A 17,613-nucleotide genomic window follows, 5' to 3' on the forward strand; every position below is an offset into this window, starting at 1 on the left:
GGAAAGTAACCTCAACATTAAAGGAGGGGAGCTAATGCATACATTAAAAACAACTCCTCTGTATTATGGGAAGAGTCCGGCACGCGGTGATTTCTTAAAAACAAAGGGTCAATATGCCTTAATACAGGTCCTTGACCAGTGGATTACAGAAGCGCTGGAATATGCAATGCAATCCACTACGTTCAAAGAGGCATATGGTACGTTGCCTCCATTGGACTTCTTTATTGCAAATCCACAAGAGAATATGTTTTTAGCTGCAAATTTACTGGCGAGCGAAGACAGTTCAGGCCGAGCTTTTCCAATGGTACTCAGTCATTTACTTGAGATTGATTTACCATACGAAAATTTATTATATGCACCTTATAGTTATAAGCATGTTTTAGTTGATTTATTTCAAAATAATCGTGCTTTAAGAGGTATTAAAGATTCTGATTTATTATTTGGTAAGCTCAATCATTTACCAAATCAAATTCAAGTTTTATCTGAACGTGAATGTGTCGGTTTTTATGAAAACCATACAATGCATTCGTTTGCTCAGTTAATGAAGCTAAGTATTTATGAATTAGCTCAAAGTATGATTGGGCTAGGATTATTACTGCAGCCCATTTTACAAAATGGAACCAGTCGCTTAAATAAAGTGCTAATTTTGCCGATTAATAATCCTGCTTATTGTTATGAAATAGCAGCATTCTGGGTCAGTATCATTTGTCGTTTTTTAAAACAACATAATACTGAAGTCTTGATTGGATTGTTACATCGAGAGCAGCCAGTATTATTCTTTGGTTTTCAGGGTGCGGATATTTTAGCTCTTAGCGATATTTTTACTCAGAATATGGATAGTAAACATTGGGTTTCTTTAATAGAAGCTCAATGGATTGATACTTATTTGGAACAAAATGCTGGTTTAGCTACGCTAGAACAATCTTTATGCCAACGCCAATTAAGTTTAAATCAAGGTTTAAAACTATTTAGACAGACTTTTTTGGGTGAATAACAATGAATCAAAAATATCAAATTAAACTTTCACAATTAATAAAAGGCTGTTGTATCTATGCGATTGCGAATTATGCTTTAGCACAGCCAATCGTTGTTGAAGGTGTCGTGCCAAACGAAGCAAGTAAACAGGCTATTTTAATGAAAATGCAGTCTGTTTATGGTGCAGACCAAGTGGTAGATAAAATACAAGTTCGACCAGTAGCAGCTCCAAATGGCTGGAGTGACTCTGTAACAAGAGTGATTACACCAGATCTTAAAAAAGTTTCTCAGGGCAAGTTAAGTGTTAACGGCACGCGATTTGAACTGACTGGAAAAATGCTAAATCCTACAGAAATACAACCAACTATTCAGATATTTCAGGGTTTAGTACAGCCACCATATCAATTATTTTCACAGCTTTCTGTAAATCAGGCTGAGCAGAAAGTCATTGATGATGCTTTAAAAAATCGAATTATTGAATTTGAATCTGGTAGTGCAGTGCTCACAGATGCTGGCCAAAAAATTCTTGATGAAATGGCGGTTGCTTTAAATAAAGTTGGCGGTAAAAAAGTCAAAATTGTAGGACATACTGATAGTTCTGGAGATGCGACTAAAAACTTAAAACTCAGTCAAGACCGTGCATTAGCAGTTAAAAATTATTTGGTGAGTAAGAACATTCCTGCTGATCATTTGTCTGCAGAAGGATTAGGTTCCACTAAACCTGTAGCAGATAATACGTCTCCAGAAGGCAGAAAGAAAAACCGTCGAATTGAGTTCACCGTTTTATAAACATAAGGAGAAGAATATGGCTAGCCCTTATATTACGATTGGTTGCCCAACGACAGGTGGAGGGCAAGTCATTTCTGGTAATAGTGCATTTTTAATAGATGGAATTGCAATTGCATGTGTAGGTGACAAAGCAACTTGTCCGGCTCATAAAACGGTTTCTACGATTGTTTCTGGAGATCCAAATATGCAAGTCATGGGAAAATCAGCAGCAAGAGTAAATGATTCATTATCTTGTGGTTGTAAATTATTACCGAAACAAAGTTTGGTTAATCAAGGATAGTAGAGGATATATCTTTTCACTTAAATTATTAACTTGAAAAGATATATGTACTAATTAAATGTTCTTAATGATATTAGATTTTTTATATAGAAATAAGAAATCGAACAAATCATATTAATGATTATGATGCTAGGTTATTTGTCGGATAAAGCTAAATTTTGGTAATATACGGGCATTATGATTTTAAGTATTAAATTATTTAAAAATATTGAGAGTAATGATGAGTAGTTTAAAAATTTTAATTACAAAACTTTCTACAGTTGCGCGCACTGCTTTAGAAAAATCGGCTAATGCTTGTGTCCTTCAGCAAAACTACGAAATTGAAATTGAACATTTATTTTTAGAGCTACTTAATCAGTCTTTAGAAAATGATTTAAAAATTTTATTAAAAAAATATAAAATCTCAGCTGATGCTTTGGCAGATGATTTAAAAGAGACAATCTCTCAATTACCAAAAGGTAATACACGTACTCCAATTTTTGCTAAATCCATTGTTCGTTTATTTGAGCAAGCTTGGTTATTGGCTTCGGCAGAACAAAACCCTGTCATTCGTAGTGGTCATTTGTTAGTTGCATTATTAACTGCACCAGATTTATATCAAATTGCAACAAGAGCTTCGAGTTTATTTGATCTTTTACCGATAGACTCAATGAAGCATAAATTTCTTGAGATTTGTGAAAAGAGTGTAGAACAACAAGAAGAACCTAAAACTTCTTCACACGAAGAAGCTGAGCTAGAACAAGTTGCTACTCCAAATGTAAAAACTCAAAAAACACCAGCTTTAGATCAATATACGATTAATTTAACTGAAAAAGCGAAGAATGGTGGAATTGATCCAGTTATTGGGCGTGAATTTGAAATTCGTTTAATGCTCGATATTTTAATGCGCAGACGCCAAAATAACCCGATTTTAACTGGCGAACCTGGTGTAGGTAAAACAGCTGTAGTTGAAGGGCTAGCTTTAAAAATTGCTCAAGGTTTAGTTCCTGAGGCTTTAAAAAATGTACATTTGCATGTTTTAGATATGGGCCTTTTACAAGCAGGTGCAAGTGTTAAAGGTGAGTTTGAAAACCGTTTAAAACAAGTGATTCAGGAAGTTCAGGCTTCGGCTCATCCTATTATTTTATTCATTGATGAAGCACATACGCTTATTGGTGCAGGTGGCCAAGCAGGGCAAAACGATGCTGCTAACCTTTTAAAACCTGCACTTGCACGTGGTGAGCTACGAACGATTGCTGCAACAACATGGGCTGAATATAAACAGTATTTTGAAAAAGATGCTGCCTTAAGCCGCCGTTTTCAGGTTGTGAAGGTTGAAGAGCCGACCGAAGAAGTTGCTGTTGATATGCTACGTGCAATGATTCCAGTAATGCAAAAGCACTTTAATTTACAAATTGATGATGAAGCAATTATCACAGCTGTACATGCTTCTCATCGCTATATTAGTGGTCGTCAACTCCCGGATAAAGCAGTAAGTGTTCTTGATACTGCGGCAGCACGTGTAGCGTTGACCCAAAATGCACAGCCAGTCAAACTTGATCAATTGAAGGCACAAGAACATAACTTAAAGCTTGAGCAACAGATTTTGGAAAATGAACATCGTCAGATTCCAATACACCATGAACGATTAGAGAATCTGAAGAATCATTTAGAGTCTTTACAAAACGAGATTCAAGAAACTCAGGAACAATGGCAAAAAGAATTAGAGCTAGTTCGTAAAATTCAGGAATTAGAAGCGCAAAGCCATTCTAATGAGTCTGAAGCCTATGATCAGATTAATTTAATGCGCAAAGATCTTGCTGATATTCAAGGCCAACAGCCATTAGTTTTTGAGCGTGTAAATTCTCAAATTATTAATGAAATTATTTCTGATTGGACCGGTATTCCTGTTGGGAAAATGGTAAATGATGAAATTAAGCAAATCTTAACGCTTGAAGATAAATTGGGCGAGCGTGTAATGGGCCAAGATTATGCACTTACACAATTGGTTCAAGGTATTAAAACATCAAAGGCTAAATTAGAAGATCCAAATAAACCTCAAGGTGTATTCCTTTTAGTTGGCCCTAGCGGGGTGGGTAAGACTGAAACCGCAATTACCTTAGCAAATGAGCTGTATGGTGGTGAGCAGCATTTAATCACGATTAATATGTCTGAATATCAAGAAGCGCATACGGTATCTTCACTTAAAGGTGCACCTCCAGGATATGTGGGTTATGGTCAAGGCGGTGTGTTAACCGAAGCAGTACGTCGTAATCCTTATAGTGTTGTACTACTCGACGAAATTGAAAAAGCACATAGCGATGTGCAAGAGCTGTTCTACCAAGTATTTGATAAAGGTACTTTAGAAGATGGTGAAGGTCGTGTTATTGATTTTAAAAACACGACAATTTTATTAACTTCAAATGCAGGTTCTAGTGCAATTATGCAGGCGTGTTTAAATCAGCCTGTTGAAGAGTGGCCTACAGCAGAAGAGTTAATTGAGCATTTAAAACCAAGTTTATATAAACAATTTAAACCAGCCTTTTTAGGACGTATGAGAGTTGTGCCATATTTCCCGTTGCATGACGATTTATTGGTTCGAATTATTAAACACAAGTTGGGCAAAATTACCGCTCGAATCGAAAAACAATATGGAACAGCAGTCCAATATTCAGAGGATTTAGTCGAGTTACTACTTAGCCGTTGTACTGAAGTGGATAGTGGCGCCCGTAATGTCGATAACATCTTAAATTCGACAGTTTTACCCGCTTTGGCAACTGAAATTTTAGTGGCGTTAGCAGATCAAAAATTGCCGAAAGTAATCATGATTGATGCCAAAGATGATGAAATCCAATATTTACTAGATCCTGTGGCGAAGCCTGCTAAAAAACGGACTAGTAAAAAGTTGAAATCAGAAGTTTAAAATTAATAGAGCTAAAATTAGATGAGTATTGATATTTCTGAACTACTTAAACCCATTAATGACAGCTTACTTTGTGGAGAGGATTATTCATTTTCTAATGAATTTCACGAAATAAAGAAAGCGAGAACTGAGGATGATCTATTATTAGATCAGGGGGATTGGGTTGCTGAGCGGAAACAGGCAGATTGGGATTTTGTCGCAAAGAGCGTCAGTAATTTGCTCACAGAAAAAACCAAAGATATCCGTCTATTAACATGGTTAATAGAAGCCTGGACTCATCTAAATGGCTTTGAGGGTATGGTAAAGGGTTTAACTTTAACCCATACCATGCTGAACCAATATTGGCAGGATATTCATCCGATTATTGAAGATGATGATTTAGACCAACGTATTGGTTTATTACAAGGTTTAATTAATCAGTTGCCTGGTTTGTTGAAGAAAGTATCTTTAACTAACACAGCTCCTTATTACAACTTACTTGATTACGATAATTTTCTATACCACGAAAACATTCGTCGTAAGCAAACAGAAGAGTACGACAGCCAATCAGGTCCATCTGAATTGGAACAATTTGATCAAGCGATTTTTAATACGTCTAAAACCTTTCAATATTCAAATTATCAAGAGTTTACTTTAGTTCTAACGGAGTGGAATGTTTTAAAACAGACGCTTGATCACTTAATGGGATTAGATGCACCAAGTTTTGCTGCAATTGATTCTGCATTTGAAACCATTCACAGCACCTTACGCAAGATTTATAAAGCAGAGGCTTTTGGTAGTGGGCTTGCCCAAACCCAAGAACAGGCCGCTGTTATTACGACTCCATCTATGGAAAATCAAGTGCCTGTACAAATCGTATCAGAACAGCCTATGTTTCAGCCTCAAGCACAAACTCACTTGGCTAACCGTGAGCAAGCAATGAAAGTGCTACAAGAAATAGCCGATTATTTTCAGGCCAACGAGCCACATAGTCCTGTGAGTTATATGCTTCAAAAGACCATTAAATGGAGTCAAATGCCATTACATGAATGGTTGGCACAAGTCATTAAAGATGAAAACCCATTACAAATGGTTCAGGAAATGTTAGGTGTGCAGCCTAAAAATGAATATGAATAAAGATTGGTAAAGACATATGTTTAAAGCTGAAAAAGTCCTGTGGGGCGAAGGTTTATTTTTAAGACCTCAACATTTCCAAATTCAAGATACCTATCATGAACAACGCTTAAATCACACTGTTCGTGCTGTTGTGCCATTTTCATATGGTGTTCAAAAATTAAGTTTTGATGAAGCACAGCTTAGTACACATATTCTTGCGCTTGAATCGGTAGAAATGATTTGGCAAGACGGCGAAATATATCAGGCACCGGCTTACGATTTATTACCTGAACCAATTCTGCTTGATGAGCTTAATTTACGTGGTGAGATGGTCATTTATTTGGCATTACCATTATTACAAGCCAATAAACAGAATTTAATTGATCAAAATCAATCACAGAAGGGGCGTTATCAATCACATTTGGTTGAGACCCACGATCTGTTCACAAATGCGACAGAAGCTGATATCAGCTTATTGCGTCGTCGAGCTGTGTTTAAATTATTAGATGCAAACAGTAATCCTGATCATAATCTGGATGGTTTTCTTTATTTGCCAATTGGTAAAATCAAACGTCAGAGTTCAGGTGCTTTTGAAATTGATCGTAAATTTATTCCACCTATTTTGCATGTCGATGCATCTGAGACATTGGTTTCGAATTTAAAAAGAACATTGAATGTTATTAAGGCAAAAATTAAAACCATTCAAACCAACAACCGTGAAAATGAACAGAAATTAATTGAATTCCGTTCAGGTGATATCGTTTCGTTTTGGTTAGTCAATGCTTTAAACACTGCACATGCTGGTCTGAATCATTTCTTGCAATATCCACAAATTCATCCGGAACGATTGTTTTTTGAATTATTGCGTTTAGCGGGCTCATTATTAACTTTTTCGACAGCTTATGAAGTTGATCAGTTACCAGCCTATAAACATCACAATTTGCAAGAGAGTTTTACCCAGCTCGACACCATTTTGCGTGATTTATTAGATACCATTATTTCTAGTCGCTACATCAGTATTGCCCTTAAAGAAATTCGTCCTTCATATTGGGTAGGAAGCCTCGAGACAGATAAGATTACTCGTGATACTAGACTTTATATAGCCGTATCCAGCAGTGCAATGCAGACTCACGAGTTGATTCAGATTGTACCTCTACGGTTTAAAATCGGTAGTACGCTGGATGTTGAACAGCGTGTTGTTGCAGCATTACCAGCCATTCCATTACACCACTTAATTCAAGTTCCAACGGCTATTCCAGTGCGTTCTGGCGTGAGCTATTTCGAAATCGAACCGCATCATGAACTCTATCAGCGCATGTTAGATTCAGAGACGATTTGTATTTACGTTCCAGCGGGCTTCCAAGATATCAGTATTGAGCTGATTGCGGTCATGAACGCTTAAAGATAAAGGAGAGAAAAATGTCACAATCTACAGGTGCTCCTTCTTTATTTGATGACGGGCAAATCGGGACAGGGGGAAATAATAATAGCCAGTCCCAATCAAAACTACAGGCGATTAATCTGATCGATTTATTGCACGATGGTTTTTATTTAATCTTTTTGATTCGAAATCAGTATGTGCCAGCTGACCCGCAGCGGTTTCGTGAAAAGATTTTAGATTTGCTTAATCGATTTGAACAACAAGCTAAAAAGTTGCAGTTTTCAGCAGATGATATTCATGATGCTAAATATGCATTTTGTGCATTGATTGATGAAACAATCGTGACCCAACAAGACCCAAGCTATTTTAATTTGCAAAATGCTTGGTTGATTAGTCCGTTGCAATTGAGCTTATTTGGTTCTCAATTGGCGGGTTATCAGTTCTTCGAAATATTAGAACAGTTGAGAAGCCGTGGAAAAGATCGTTTGGCTGCTCTTGAAGTATTCCATTACTGTCTATTATTAGGTTTTCAGGGTAAATATCGAATTGAGTCTATCGAAAGCTTAAATCATTTGGTTGCGCGAGTAGGTGACGTAATTGATTATTTAAAAGGTAAAAAAGTTGCTTTTTCGCCGTTCTCGGCAATTCCTGATCAGATACGAAATATTATTCATCGCGAATTACCTTTTTTCTGGATTTTGATTTTCTTATTGATTTTTGCATTGCTTACCTTCGCGGGTCTAAGATTTATGTTGAATAATCAAAATGATAAAGCATTATCTACTTATCAAAATGTGATTTCTGCCCCACAAGAGCAGGCACATATTACAATTTATTTACCTTGATGATGGAACGAAATGGCTCAGGAAAAACCAACTTCTATTCGAGTTTTGCAATCGAATAAAAAAAAGTCGAGATCACCAGTAATCTATATCATCATTGGTATTATTGCCGGGGTGTTTGTAAGCATCTCACTGTTCCTGTTCTTGTCTCAACCGTATTCGTCAGATCCTACCACTGTTGAGAGTAAGTCAAATCAAGATCAGGAACGTGATCCAGTATTGATGACGAATTCTTCTACGCATGGACAAATTACAGTTGATCAGCAAGAGCAAGCTGATCCAATGAGCCATGATGGTTTTGAGCAACCTAAAGAAAATGAACTGAGTGGTATTTTTAAACCTGCTCCTCATAAAAATGCGGCTCCAACTCAGCAACGTGTTTCACCTTTTGATGCACAGTTAACAGGTGAACGGGTAGCACCTAAGCAACAAGTTGTGGCTAAACCCACTCAAGCAATACAACCAGCTCAGCAAAAACCTATCGCTCAACCTAAGGTAGTTCAAGCTAAACCTGCTGAAGCTAAGAAAGTTCCAGTTGAGCCAGAGGCTGAGGCGGAAACACCGAAAGCATCGGTTGATATCAAAGTGACTCGCAGTCCATTTGCGGTGAATTAGTTAAGTCATGATGATTTTTCTAATTTTCTTTTGTTTTGCCTGCCTTGCTATAGGGCTGGCATTTTTAATGTCTTACGAACTCAGAAGTAAAGGTAGAACATTTGTTTTATCGTTATTACCTCAGGGACGTCGGCAACTAAATCAGGTCAGGCAATTTGCCCAGACCATGAATCAGGCAGCTGCACCTGAAAAATTACAATCTCATTGGCATTTGCAACAATGGTGGATTGTAATTGCAGGATTTTTTTTATTTGCCAGCATTTTAGTTTTTGCCTTTACTCGTCCGATTAGTTCAACTCGGATTGAAGCCGAATACTTAAAAAAAACTGATCCGCAAATTTACACATTATTAAATGGAGAAATCTTATCACCACCACCTGAAGTGGATGAAGGTCTGATTGAAGCGGCAATTGTTGAAGCGACTCAATTAGAACAACAATATGCTTCTCAAGACAGTGGTGCAATTAATTCTTCACCTATTGATAAAGCAAGTTTCGATGGCCGTGCAATTTTAGATACCAATATGGTCAATCGTAAGTGGGACAAAATGAACCCACGCTATAAGCAGCGCTTGCTTATGGTCTTTAAAATTATGAAAGAGCAATATGGTTATGAGTTAGTCTTGCTTGAAGGTTATCGCAGTCCAGGGCGCCAAAATATGTTGGCAGGCAACCCGAATACAACCAAGGCAAAAGGTTATCAGAGCTACCATCAATTTGGTTTAGCAGCAGATGTAGCATTTAAACGAAATGGTAAAGTGGTTATTTCTGAACGTGATCCATGGGCTATGCAGGGGTATCGTCTGTATGGGCAAGTTGCAGAGTCCGTTGGACTGACATGGGGTGGACGCTGGAAATCTATACAAGACTATGGTCATACCGAGTATAGAATGCCTGGTTTGAAGAAAACTCAGGAAATGGCGGAAAAATTGATTGCTGAAAGCTTAAATGAAATAAGTTAAAAGCTTAAGAGAGCGATTCGAAACGATCCTGCAATACAGTAGTCATCTTATCAGCAAGCTGGGAAATCAACCCAGCTTTTTCCCATGTGTAAATTGAAACTACCATAGGTGAAGCTTCACCTAACGACCTATATTTACGTACACGACGACCTTTAGTGGTACTTACAGGAAGTAAAGATATTCCCAAACCTGTTTCGACACTGACTAAAACACTTTCTAAACTACTGCCTGTAAAAGCAATATACCAACGTTTCCGTTCTCGCTCTAAGGTTTCAAACATTTCGTCTCGATAAAGTCCACCTTGGGGAAAAGTCACTAAACGAATGGGATCGGTTATGGGTGTAATCGTATTTTCACTTTCAAACCAAGCCATTTCTTCAGGAAAAGATGCATAGCAATCAGCACTGGCAGTAGGCTCTTTCACAATAACAATATCCAGTTCACCATTTCGGTAACGCTCTGTTAGGTTACGGCTTAGACCAGAAGTAACATCTAAGCGAATAGACCGATGGGCTTGTGCGAATATGCCGAAAATTTCTGCCATAGCAGTACTCATCATATCTTCTGGTAAGCCAATCCGAATAGGAATACTACCTGCTGGATCTTTTAAAACAGCTTCTGCTTCTTGTTGAAGTGTCAAAATTCTTTGAGCATAACCAATTAAATATTCACCTGAGGCAGTCAATTGTAAAGGTCGTGATGTACGATCAATGAGAGTATGACCAACAGATTCTTCAAGACGTGCCAATTGCTGACTAATCGTTGATTGTGTCAGATGTAACTTATCAGCAGCGATGGTAAAACTGCCACTTTCAAAAATAGTCACAAATGCACGAAGAAGACGAGGGTCAAACATAAGAATTATCACCAACTAGGCAAAGAGCGGAACGCTTAAGTATTTATAATCTTAATACAATCGATTAAATAATTTAATTTCCAAATACTTTTAAGCACATTTATTCTAGTTCCAAATTGTTCTGCTCTTAAAGCTTATTTAGAGTTTTTCATACCTAAGTTTCTTATCTAGATAATTGGATCATTGCTACAGCATGTACATTCAAGTGAATACCGTGAAATTGAAAGTTACTTCTTTTAGTCGGCGCAAAGTTGGTTGAGGATAAATGATGAAAGAAAATCAAATGTTTTTACGCCAAGCGTTAGAACTTGCTTATCACAATATTGAAAAAGGCGGCAGACCATTTGGAGCAGTGATTGTAAAAGATGGCCAAGTGATTGCTTCGGGTGTAAATCAAATTTTGACGACTAATGATCCAACGGCTCACGCTGAATTACTTGCAATTCGTGCAGCTAGCCAAGTTCTAGGAACTGCAAATTTAGAAGGTTGTTCTGTGTTTGCAAGTGGGCATCCATGTCCTATGTGTATGGCTGCAATGCGTTTAGCAGGTATAAAAACAGTTCATTATGCTTATTCTAATGAAGACGGAAAACCTTTTGGTTTATCTACAGCTGAAATATATGCTGATCTTGCAAAACCATTTGCTGAGCAGACTATGAAAATTGAATATGTACCTGTCCGATTTGAAGGCCGTACCGATCTTTACGTACTGTGGAACAATTATCAAAGCAATCAGTCAGGCCTAAAGTAATGAATCAGTCTGGAGCTTCTTTTGCTCGATCCATGCTTATTGTTACAGTCGCCTTGGTTGGACTCAATTTAAGACCTTTTATGACAAGCATTGGTCCATTAGTCTCCAGTATCCGAGCAGGCACTGGGTTGAGTCTACAAGGAATAGCTTTACTCACTTTATTGCCCATGATGTTAATGGGAGTCATTGCATTTATTGGTCCAATCGTACAAAGCATAGTTGGCGAGCGCAGAGTTGTTTTGAGTGCTCTACTGACTATTTGTATTGGATGTGGCCTTAGATTTTTATTTCCTACAGCTGAGGGTTTAATTATCAGTGCGGTCGTGATCGGTTTAGGCGTCGCGCTGATACAAGCAGCTTTTCCAGGCATTATCAAAAGAGAGTTTAGTCAACATATTGGTCCGATGATGGGACTTTATTCAGCTATGCTTATGGGGGGCGGTGCATTAGGCGCATGGTTAGCGCCTGTGGTCTCAAATATAACGGGTTTATGGCCTGTGGGATTGGCTTTCTTTGCTCTACCAGCTGTATTGGCATTAATCTCAACATTTATTTTTTTACCCTCTATCGTAAGTTCGAATGCACCTCCAGCACCTGTCAAGACATTGCTTAAGAAACCTAGAACATGGTTATTAATGTTGTGTTTTGGGCTTGTTAATGGTGGTTATTCTTCGGTTGTTGCTTGGTTAGCACCGTCTTTTCAAGATCATGGTTGGAGTAGTGGACAAAGTGGAAAATTGCTCGCTTTACTTGCTTTAAGCCAAGCAGCATCGGCACTGATTTTGCCTATTTTAGCTAGACAATATAAAGATCGCCGTCCATGGCTATGGTTTACTCTATTCATGCAATTTGCTGGTTTTTCTGGACTTGCATTTGTGCCCGAGTTTGCATCTATTTTATGGGCAATTTGTTTAGGGATTGGCTTGGGAGGCTGTTTTGCTCTAACACTTATTGTTGCACTTGACCATTTTGAAGAACCTAGCAATGCAGGAGCTTTATCTGCACTTATGCAAGGGGGTGGTTTTTTACTTGCAGCAATACCACCTTGGTTCGTAGCGGCATTACATGATTTTACGGGTGCTTATAAAGCGGGATGGATTTTTCATTTATGTTGTGTGGTGCTCGTGATGGCTTTGGTGATAAGACTGGCACCTAAAAGTTATCGCAAAATTCACCTATAAAATATGATGTGATTAGAGAATACCACCCATCTAAAGAAATACGATTTGGTTGCAAAGAATATTAAAGAATAGTGATAGGATGATTCTGAAATTTTTAGATTTGAAATGAATACAACAATATTTGATTTTTATGACATCTACTTTGAAAAAAATTGCCTTACTTAAACAAGGCTTAGGAAAAAATAGTCCATTTGCGACAGGAGTAGATGGAACCTTACAGGCGATTGAACATTTAGGATATGTGCAGATTGATACCATCTCTGTGGTTGAGCGTGCTCATCACCATATATTATGGAACCGAGTGCGTGACTATGAGTTAAGCCATTTAAATAGTTTGGTTCGCGAACGTCAGATTTTCGAATATTGGTATCATGCGGCGTCTTATCTTCCTATGAAAGATTATCGCTATGCTTTACCTGCCATGATGTCGGTTAAGAAAGGGGAAAGCCGTTATTTCAATAGAGGTGATCAACACCTGATGAATGAAATATTGGCGCGTGTTCGTGCTGAAGGTAAAATTCGATTACGTGATATTGACAAGAAAAATAAAAAAAGTTTAGGGAATTGGTGGAATACAGGTCCGGGACGCCGTGCTTTTGAGCAGTTATATATGCAGGGCGATCTGATGATTTGTGAGCGTAACGGTATGGAAAAAGTCTATGATTTGACTGAGCGTTGCTTGCCTGAAAATATTGATTTAACAATGCCCACGCTTTACGAATATGCGCAGTATTTATTTAATAATACGCTTCGAGCACATGGGGCATTTACATGGAAACAATTAGTTCATTTAAAGAAAAATGATTTAAAAGAGGCTATGCGTGTTGTGCTCAAAGAGCAGGTTGATGCTGGTATTGTATCAGCGGTTAAACTTGCTGACGGTCAAAGCCTATATGTGGATGTAGCAGCAATAGAGCAAAAAGTGGATAGTGAATTTGGTTTAAAAATACTTTCGCCTTTTGATAACTCGCTTATACATCGTGACCGCTTAACTTCTTTATTCGAGTTTGATTATCGGATCGAATGTTATGTACCAGCAGCCAAACGGGTATTTGGATATTTCTGTTTACCTATTCTCTATCAAGATGAGTTGGTAGGCCGAATTGACTGTAAAGCGCATCGGAGTGTGAAAGAGTTAGAAGTAATTAGCTTACATTTAGAAAAAACAGTGAAAGATAAAGAGCATTTCTTTTTCGAGCTAGAGCAAGAACTCAAACGTTTTGCAGCATTTAATCAGTGTTTAGCTGTTAATGATAAAGTAAGTAAGCTTATTCGCAGCAAGAAATAAATAAACATTATTCTAGGTTTAAAAATAAAACACCAAAAGAATTGAGGCTTTTGGTGTTTTACTTGTTAGTTTAAAGACATACGATATTGAATAACGCCGGGCTTTTGTGCAATCCAGTCATAGAGTTTTTGAGCAGTATGATTACTTTCTTGTGTATGCCAGTATAAACGGTCGCAGTTATGTTCAGTGGCTTGCTTCTGAACATACTCAATAAGTTGTTTACCAATGTGTCGTCCACGAACTTCAGGTGATACATACAGATCTTCTAAATAACAGTAGTTATTTTCTGCCCAAGTAGACCTATGAAACATATAAGTGACAAAACCTAAGATACCTTGTTTATTTTTGGCAACAGCACAATAAATGGGTTCTTTTTCATCGAAAAAACGCTCCCAAGTCATTTTTGTGATAGGGAGGGGTAAATTGACCTGATAGAAATTTTGATAGGCAACCCAATATTCTAACCATTGAGTATAGTCTTGTTGTTGAACTGGCGAGACTTTGATTATTTCATTTTGAATCATAATTACACTTCATTCTGACTGATTGATGAAATTATATGTTGGATATAAATAGTTTATAGAAACATTAAAGTATTAAAAACTAACACAATAAATCTAATGAGAAAAGAAATTGCTTATTTTTATGACTTTTTAAAATAAAAAATTTTTATTAATCTTATTTTAAGCTAACTTAATTATTATAAAAACATAAAAGCTCGTCTAAGTATACCTTTTAGCCACATTCTCCAGATGTGGCTCTTTTTATTTAAGGTTAAAAATTTAGAAAATGAAATAAATGTAATTAACTTATTTATTTTTAAATAGCTAGAGAGATTTTTAATCTTCTTCCATAGCATTACTATAAAACTTAACACCAAGTTTAATACGATCTCGGCCATTACTCATACGCCAGCGATTTGTATCACGTAAAGAATAGACACAACCACAATATTCTTGCTGATAGAATTCTTCACGCTTACTAATTTCAATCATACGGCTAGAGCCACCATTTTTTCGCCAGTTGTAGTCCCAGTACTGGATTTCTGGATAGTGTGAAGCAGCGCGAATCCCGCAATCGTTGATTTGTGCCATATTTTTCCATCTTGAAATGCCTAAAGAACTACTGATTAAGCTAAAACCATGTTCATAAGCATATAAAGCAGTACGCTCAAAGCGCATATCAAAACACATGGTACATCGGATACCACGTTCAGGTTCATTTTCCATTCCTTTAGCACGAGCAAACCAATTGTCTGTGTCATAATCTGCATCAATAAACGGAATATTATGTTTCTCTGCGAATCGAATATTTTCGTCTTTACGAATGAGATATTCTTTCACTGGATGGATATTAGGATTATAAAAGAATATAGAAAAGACTATATTGGACTCAATTAATGCTTCCATGACTTCTCCAGAACAGGGAGCACAACATGAATGAAGCAATAATTTATTATGTCCTAAAGGAAGTTCAAGTTTTTGTCTCTGAGTAGTCATAAGGAAAAATCAAGATATATTTCTATATATTCTAAGTTTTTTAAATAAATATAGGAGTGAATTTTTTTCAATTCAAGATGAAAAATATTTAATTATTGATTTCAATATATTTCTTAAAAAATAATTTAAATTATTTTTTTATTATATAATAATATAAATATTATGTTTATGTAATTTTATAAGTATTAATTTTGATTTTAAAATATTTGATCTAATTGAAAATGATAATTATTTTATATTTTGTTAACTATTTGTCTTTTATATATTTATTTTTTATAATTTGACAGCCAATTAGTGTGATAAACGTCACAAATAAGTATTATTTTTTAATTTTAAATATTTTTTTAGATTTATATTTTTATTAAATTTATACTAAAACAGTTATTCTATTTTTTTAATTTGAGTATGTGATATTTTAAGATATGGACGATTGGCAATGTAAGTATTGTAATGGTTACATTATGGTTAATCATTCAAATATAGAGGTAGGGGAAAAAGTTTACTTTTTGGTATATAAATTTGATGCAAAAAATGAAAGAAAAAAGCTATATAAAAAAGGAACAGTGATTGCACGCTGTGATAATATTCTACATATCGAATCGAGAAAAAAGACATATAAAATAGAAGAAGCTAAAGTCTATCCACTCGGCGCACCTATGCCGTTTGTTTACAATATGTTTTGGGTTTGTGGTTGTGAAAATAGACCATAGTATTTTGTTTTATATGGCCTGACCTGAAGTATTAATTTAAACAAGTTGATTGTTTTTTGTTCGTTTTTGGATATATATTCTTAATTCATTCTAGTAGTTTAAAATTTAGATAAATATTCTAAATGCTTGAACTGTTAAAATTAAATTGTCTTATTTGACAAAGTTTAAGCATCCTTTTATAAAACCTCAACTAAAGTTGTGATTAATAGAAATGACTGAAACGAATCAAAGCCGTTTGTTGACTGTAGGTGAAGTTGCAAAACGCAGTGGTGTTGCAGTTTCAACGCTTCATTTTTACGAATCTAAAGGTTTAATTAAAAGTATAAGAACCAATGGTAATCAACGTCGTTTTACTTTAGTGGTGTTGCGTTACATTGCGATCATTAAAATTGCCCAAAAAGTTGGGATTCCATTAGATGAAATTAAACAAGCTTTAAGTAAGTATCCGATGGGGTCTAAATTAACTGCACAGCAATGGAAAGAGTTATCTCTTGATTGGCGGAAAAGTTTGGATGATCGTATTCAAAAACTTACGCGACTTAGAGATGAGATGGATTGGTGTATAGGTTGTGGGTGCTTGTCATTAGAGCAATGTCCACTAAGAAATCCAAATGATGTATTGGGACAAGAAGGCGTTGGGGCACGTATTTTAGAAAGATCATAGTGCATAAATTTGTTAATTGATTCTATTGCTAATAATGTACCGCTTGGAATAATTAATTATTTTGTAAGTTACTCTCTATGAAGGTTTTTTATTGTAAACAGTTTATATAAAACATGAATTTTTTTGATATCTTTAGTTTTTTTAGTAAGAAGTAAAATTTATGAAAAAAACTATCTTTCTTGGATTAGCGCTTGTTTCGTTAACGGCTTGTTCAGCAGTACAGCATAAAGATTCAACTCCTCCAAAAATTGGTTCACCAAATCCAGCTAGTCAATATTGTGTTGAACAGGGCGGAAAGTTAGAAATTAGAAATGAAGCAAATGGTCAGGTAGGTTATTGCCATTTGCCAAATGGACAAGTCGTCGAAGAGTGGAAATTATTCCGTGATAATCAGGCGAACTGTGTTTCAGAAGAAGCTCAAAAACTAGTTGGGCAATCTGGTTTAACCGATGATCAAATTAAGCAAAAAACGAAGTCAGAAATTGTTCGTAAAGTTGCTCCTGGTCAGCCAATGACGATGGATTACCGTTCAAACCGAGTAACTGTTACTATTGATCCAGCAACTAAAAAAATTACCAACGCGAACTGCGGTTAATTTTTTAATTAAAAATTGATTTAAGACTGAATAAGAAAGCCTGTCAAAAGATGGGCTTTTATTCTTTTAGTTTAAGAAGAATGGCTGAGCGAATATTGTTTTTCGCTAGGCTTATGAACCTGATATAGCAGTTTTTATCTATTACAAAAAAAAGCCCCTAGCGGACTAGAGGCAGAAAAACTTCAGATGCAGGTAACAGGTGAATTATGCATCTGAGTTAAGTAGGTTG

General features: G+C 36.2%; 18 protein-coding genes. 15 read left to right on the top strand and 3 right to left on the bottom strand.

Translation table 11 applies throughout. The features are described 5' to 3' along the window. The first annotated feature begins 34 nt into the window (after positions 1-34). The 9 genes from tagF to ABLC00_RS06895 all read left to right on the top strand — a co-directional run bounded on the left by tagF (position 35) and on the right by ABLC00_RS06895 (position 9,840). Positions 35-994 (top strand): type VI secretion system-associated protein TagF, encoded by a 960-nt coding sequence (gene tagF, locus ABLC00_RS06855; RefSeq protein ID WP_017398210.1) that lies wholly within the window; start codon positions 35-37, stop codon positions 992-994. 2 nt (positions 995-996) lie between these two features. Continuing rightward, on the top strand, positions 997-1,764 hold the full coding sequence (locus ABLC00_RS06860; RefSeq protein ID WP_002048340.1) for an OmpA family protein: 768 nt from the start codon (positions 997-999) through the stop codon (positions 1,762-1,764). Between the two features lie 16 nt (positions 1,765-1,780). After that, positions 1,781-2,044, top strand: coding sequence for a PAAR domain-containing protein (locus ABLC00_RS06865; RefSeq protein WP_002048345.1), 264 nt, complete (start codon positions 1,781-1,783; stop codon positions 2,042-2,044). A gap of 217 nt (positions 2,045-2,261) precedes the next feature. Then, positions 2,262-4,946 carry a type VI secretion system ATPase TssH gene (gene tssH / locus ABLC00_RS06870; RefSeq protein ID WP_080775676.1) on the top strand — a complete coding sequence of 895 codons (2,685 nt, stop codon included), beginning with the start codon at positions 2,262-2,264 and terminating at the stop codon, positions 4,944-4,946. A 21-nt stretch (positions 4,947-4,967) separates the two neighbouring features. After that, positions 4,968-6,062, top strand: a complete 1,095-nt coding sequence (tssA, locus tag ABLC00_RS06875) for a type VI secretion system protein TssA (protein ID WP_033846866.1) — start codon at positions 4,968-4,970, stop codon at positions 6,060-6,062. Between the two features lie 16 nt (positions 6,063-6,078). Next, positions 6,079-7,443 carry a type VI secretion system baseplate subunit TssK gene (gene tssK / locus ABLC00_RS06880; protein ID WP_004702450.1) on the top strand — a complete coding sequence of 455 codons (1,365 nt, stop codon included), beginning with the start codon at positions 6,079-6,081 and terminating at the stop codon, positions 7,441-7,443. Between the two features lie 17 nt (positions 7,444-7,460). Then, the gene (gene icmH, locus ABLC00_RS06885) at positions 7,461-8,267 is read left to right on the top strand and encodes a type IVB secretion system protein IcmH/DotU (protein ID WP_348941280.1); all 807 of its coding nucleotides are present in this window, start codon (positions 7,461-7,463) and stop codon (positions 8,265-8,267) included. A 12-nt stretch (positions 8,268-8,279) separates the two neighbouring features. Further along, positions 8,280-8,879 (top strand): hypothetical protein, encoded by a 600-nt coding sequence (locus ABLC00_RS06890; RefSeq protein WP_033846864.1) that lies wholly within the window; start codon positions 8,280-8,282, stop codon positions 8,877-8,879. Between the two features lie 7 nt (positions 8,880-8,886). Further along, entirely contained in the window at positions 8,887-9,840 is a 954-nt protein-coding gene (locus ABLC00_RS06895; protein ID WP_033846863.1) for a M15 family metallopeptidase, read from the top strand. 4 nt (positions 9,841-9,844) lie between these two features. Here the strand turns inward: ABLC00_RS06895 and ABLC00_RS06900 are convergent, their stop codons facing one another. Then, positions 9,845-10,696 carry a LysR family transcriptional regulator gene (locus ABLC00_RS06900; RefSeq protein ID WP_033846862.1) on the bottom strand — a complete coding sequence of 284 codons (852 nt, stop codon included), beginning with the start codon at positions 10,694-10,696 and terminating at the stop codon, positions 9,845-9,847. 268 nt (positions 10,697-10,964) lie between these two features. Between ABLC00_RS06900 and ABLC00_RS06905 the strand changes: the two genes are divergently transcribed. The 3 genes from ABLC00_RS06905 to ABLC00_RS06915 all read left to right on the top strand — a co-directional run bounded on the left by ABLC00_RS06905 (position 10,965) and on the right by ABLC00_RS06915 (position 13,916). After that, positions 10,965-11,447, top strand: a complete 483-nt coding sequence (locus ABLC00_RS06905; protein WP_033846861.1) for a nucleoside deaminase — start codon at positions 10,965-10,967, stop codon at positions 11,445-11,447. Next, positions 11,447-12,628, top strand: coding sequence for a cyanate transporter (locus tag ABLC00_RS06910; RefSeq protein ID WP_033846860.1), 1,182 nt, complete (start codon positions 11,447-11,449; stop codon positions 12,626-12,628). The genes ABLC00_RS06905 and ABLC00_RS06910 overlap by 1 nt, the downstream gene beginning before the upstream one ends. A 130-nt stretch (positions 12,629-12,758) precedes the next feature. Continuing rightward, the gene (locus ABLC00_RS06915; RefSeq protein WP_033846859.1) at positions 12,759-13,916 is read left to right on the top strand and encodes a winged helix-turn-helix domain-containing protein; all 1,158 of its coding nucleotides are present in this window, start codon (positions 12,759-12,761) and stop codon (positions 13,914-13,916) included. Positions 13,917-13,981: 65 nt separating this feature from the next. Here the strand turns inward: ABLC00_RS06915 and ABLC00_RS06920 are convergent, their stop codons facing one another. Together ABLC00_RS06920 and ABLC00_RS06925 are read right to left on the bottom strand one after the other, a co-directional pair. Next, complete coding sequence (locus ABLC00_RS06920; protein ID WP_080593639.1) at positions 13,982-14,437, bottom strand: GNAT family N-acetyltransferase; 456 nt, start codon at positions 14,435-14,437, stop codon at positions 13,982-13,984. Positions 14,438-14,755: 318 nt separating this feature from the next. Continuing rightward, on the bottom strand, positions 14,756-15,415 hold the full coding sequence (locus tag ABLC00_RS06925) for an epoxyqueuosine reductase QueH (protein WP_080775672.1): 660 nt from the start codon (positions 15,413-15,415) through the stop codon (positions 14,756-14,758). 422 nt (positions 15,416-15,837) lie between these two features. On the opposite strand from ABLC00_RS06925, the gene ABLC00_RS06930 reads away from it, so the two are divergent. The 3 genes from ABLC00_RS06930 to ABLC00_RS06940 all read left to right on the top strand — a co-directional run bounded on the left by ABLC00_RS06930 (position 15,838) and on the right by ABLC00_RS06940 (position 17,384). Continuing rightward, positions 15,838-16,125, top strand: coding sequence for a hypothetical protein (locus tag ABLC00_RS06930; protein ID WP_016804812.1), 288 nt, complete (start codon positions 15,838-15,840; stop codon positions 16,123-16,125). A 211-nt stretch (positions 16,126-16,336) separates the two neighbouring features. Next, positions 16,337-16,789 carry a redox-sensitive transcriptional activator SoxR gene (gene soxR, locus ABLC00_RS06935; protein ID WP_002048264.1) on the top strand — a complete coding sequence of 151 codons (453 nt, stop codon included), beginning with the start codon at positions 16,337-16,339 and terminating at the stop codon, positions 16,787-16,789. Positions 16,790-16,949: 160 nt separating this feature from the next. Beyond that, entirely contained in the window at positions 16,950-17,384 is a 435-nt protein-coding gene (locus tag ABLC00_RS06940; protein ID WP_044423672.1) for an I78 family peptidase inhibitor, read from the top strand. The last annotated feature ends 229 nt before the right edge of the window (positions 17,385-17,613 follow it).

This window comes from Acinetobacter nosocomialis, assembly GCF_041021905.1.
Classification (GTDB): domain Bacteria; phylum Pseudomonadota; class Gammaproteobacteria; order Pseudomonadales; family Moraxellaceae; genus Acinetobacter; species Acinetobacter nosocomialis.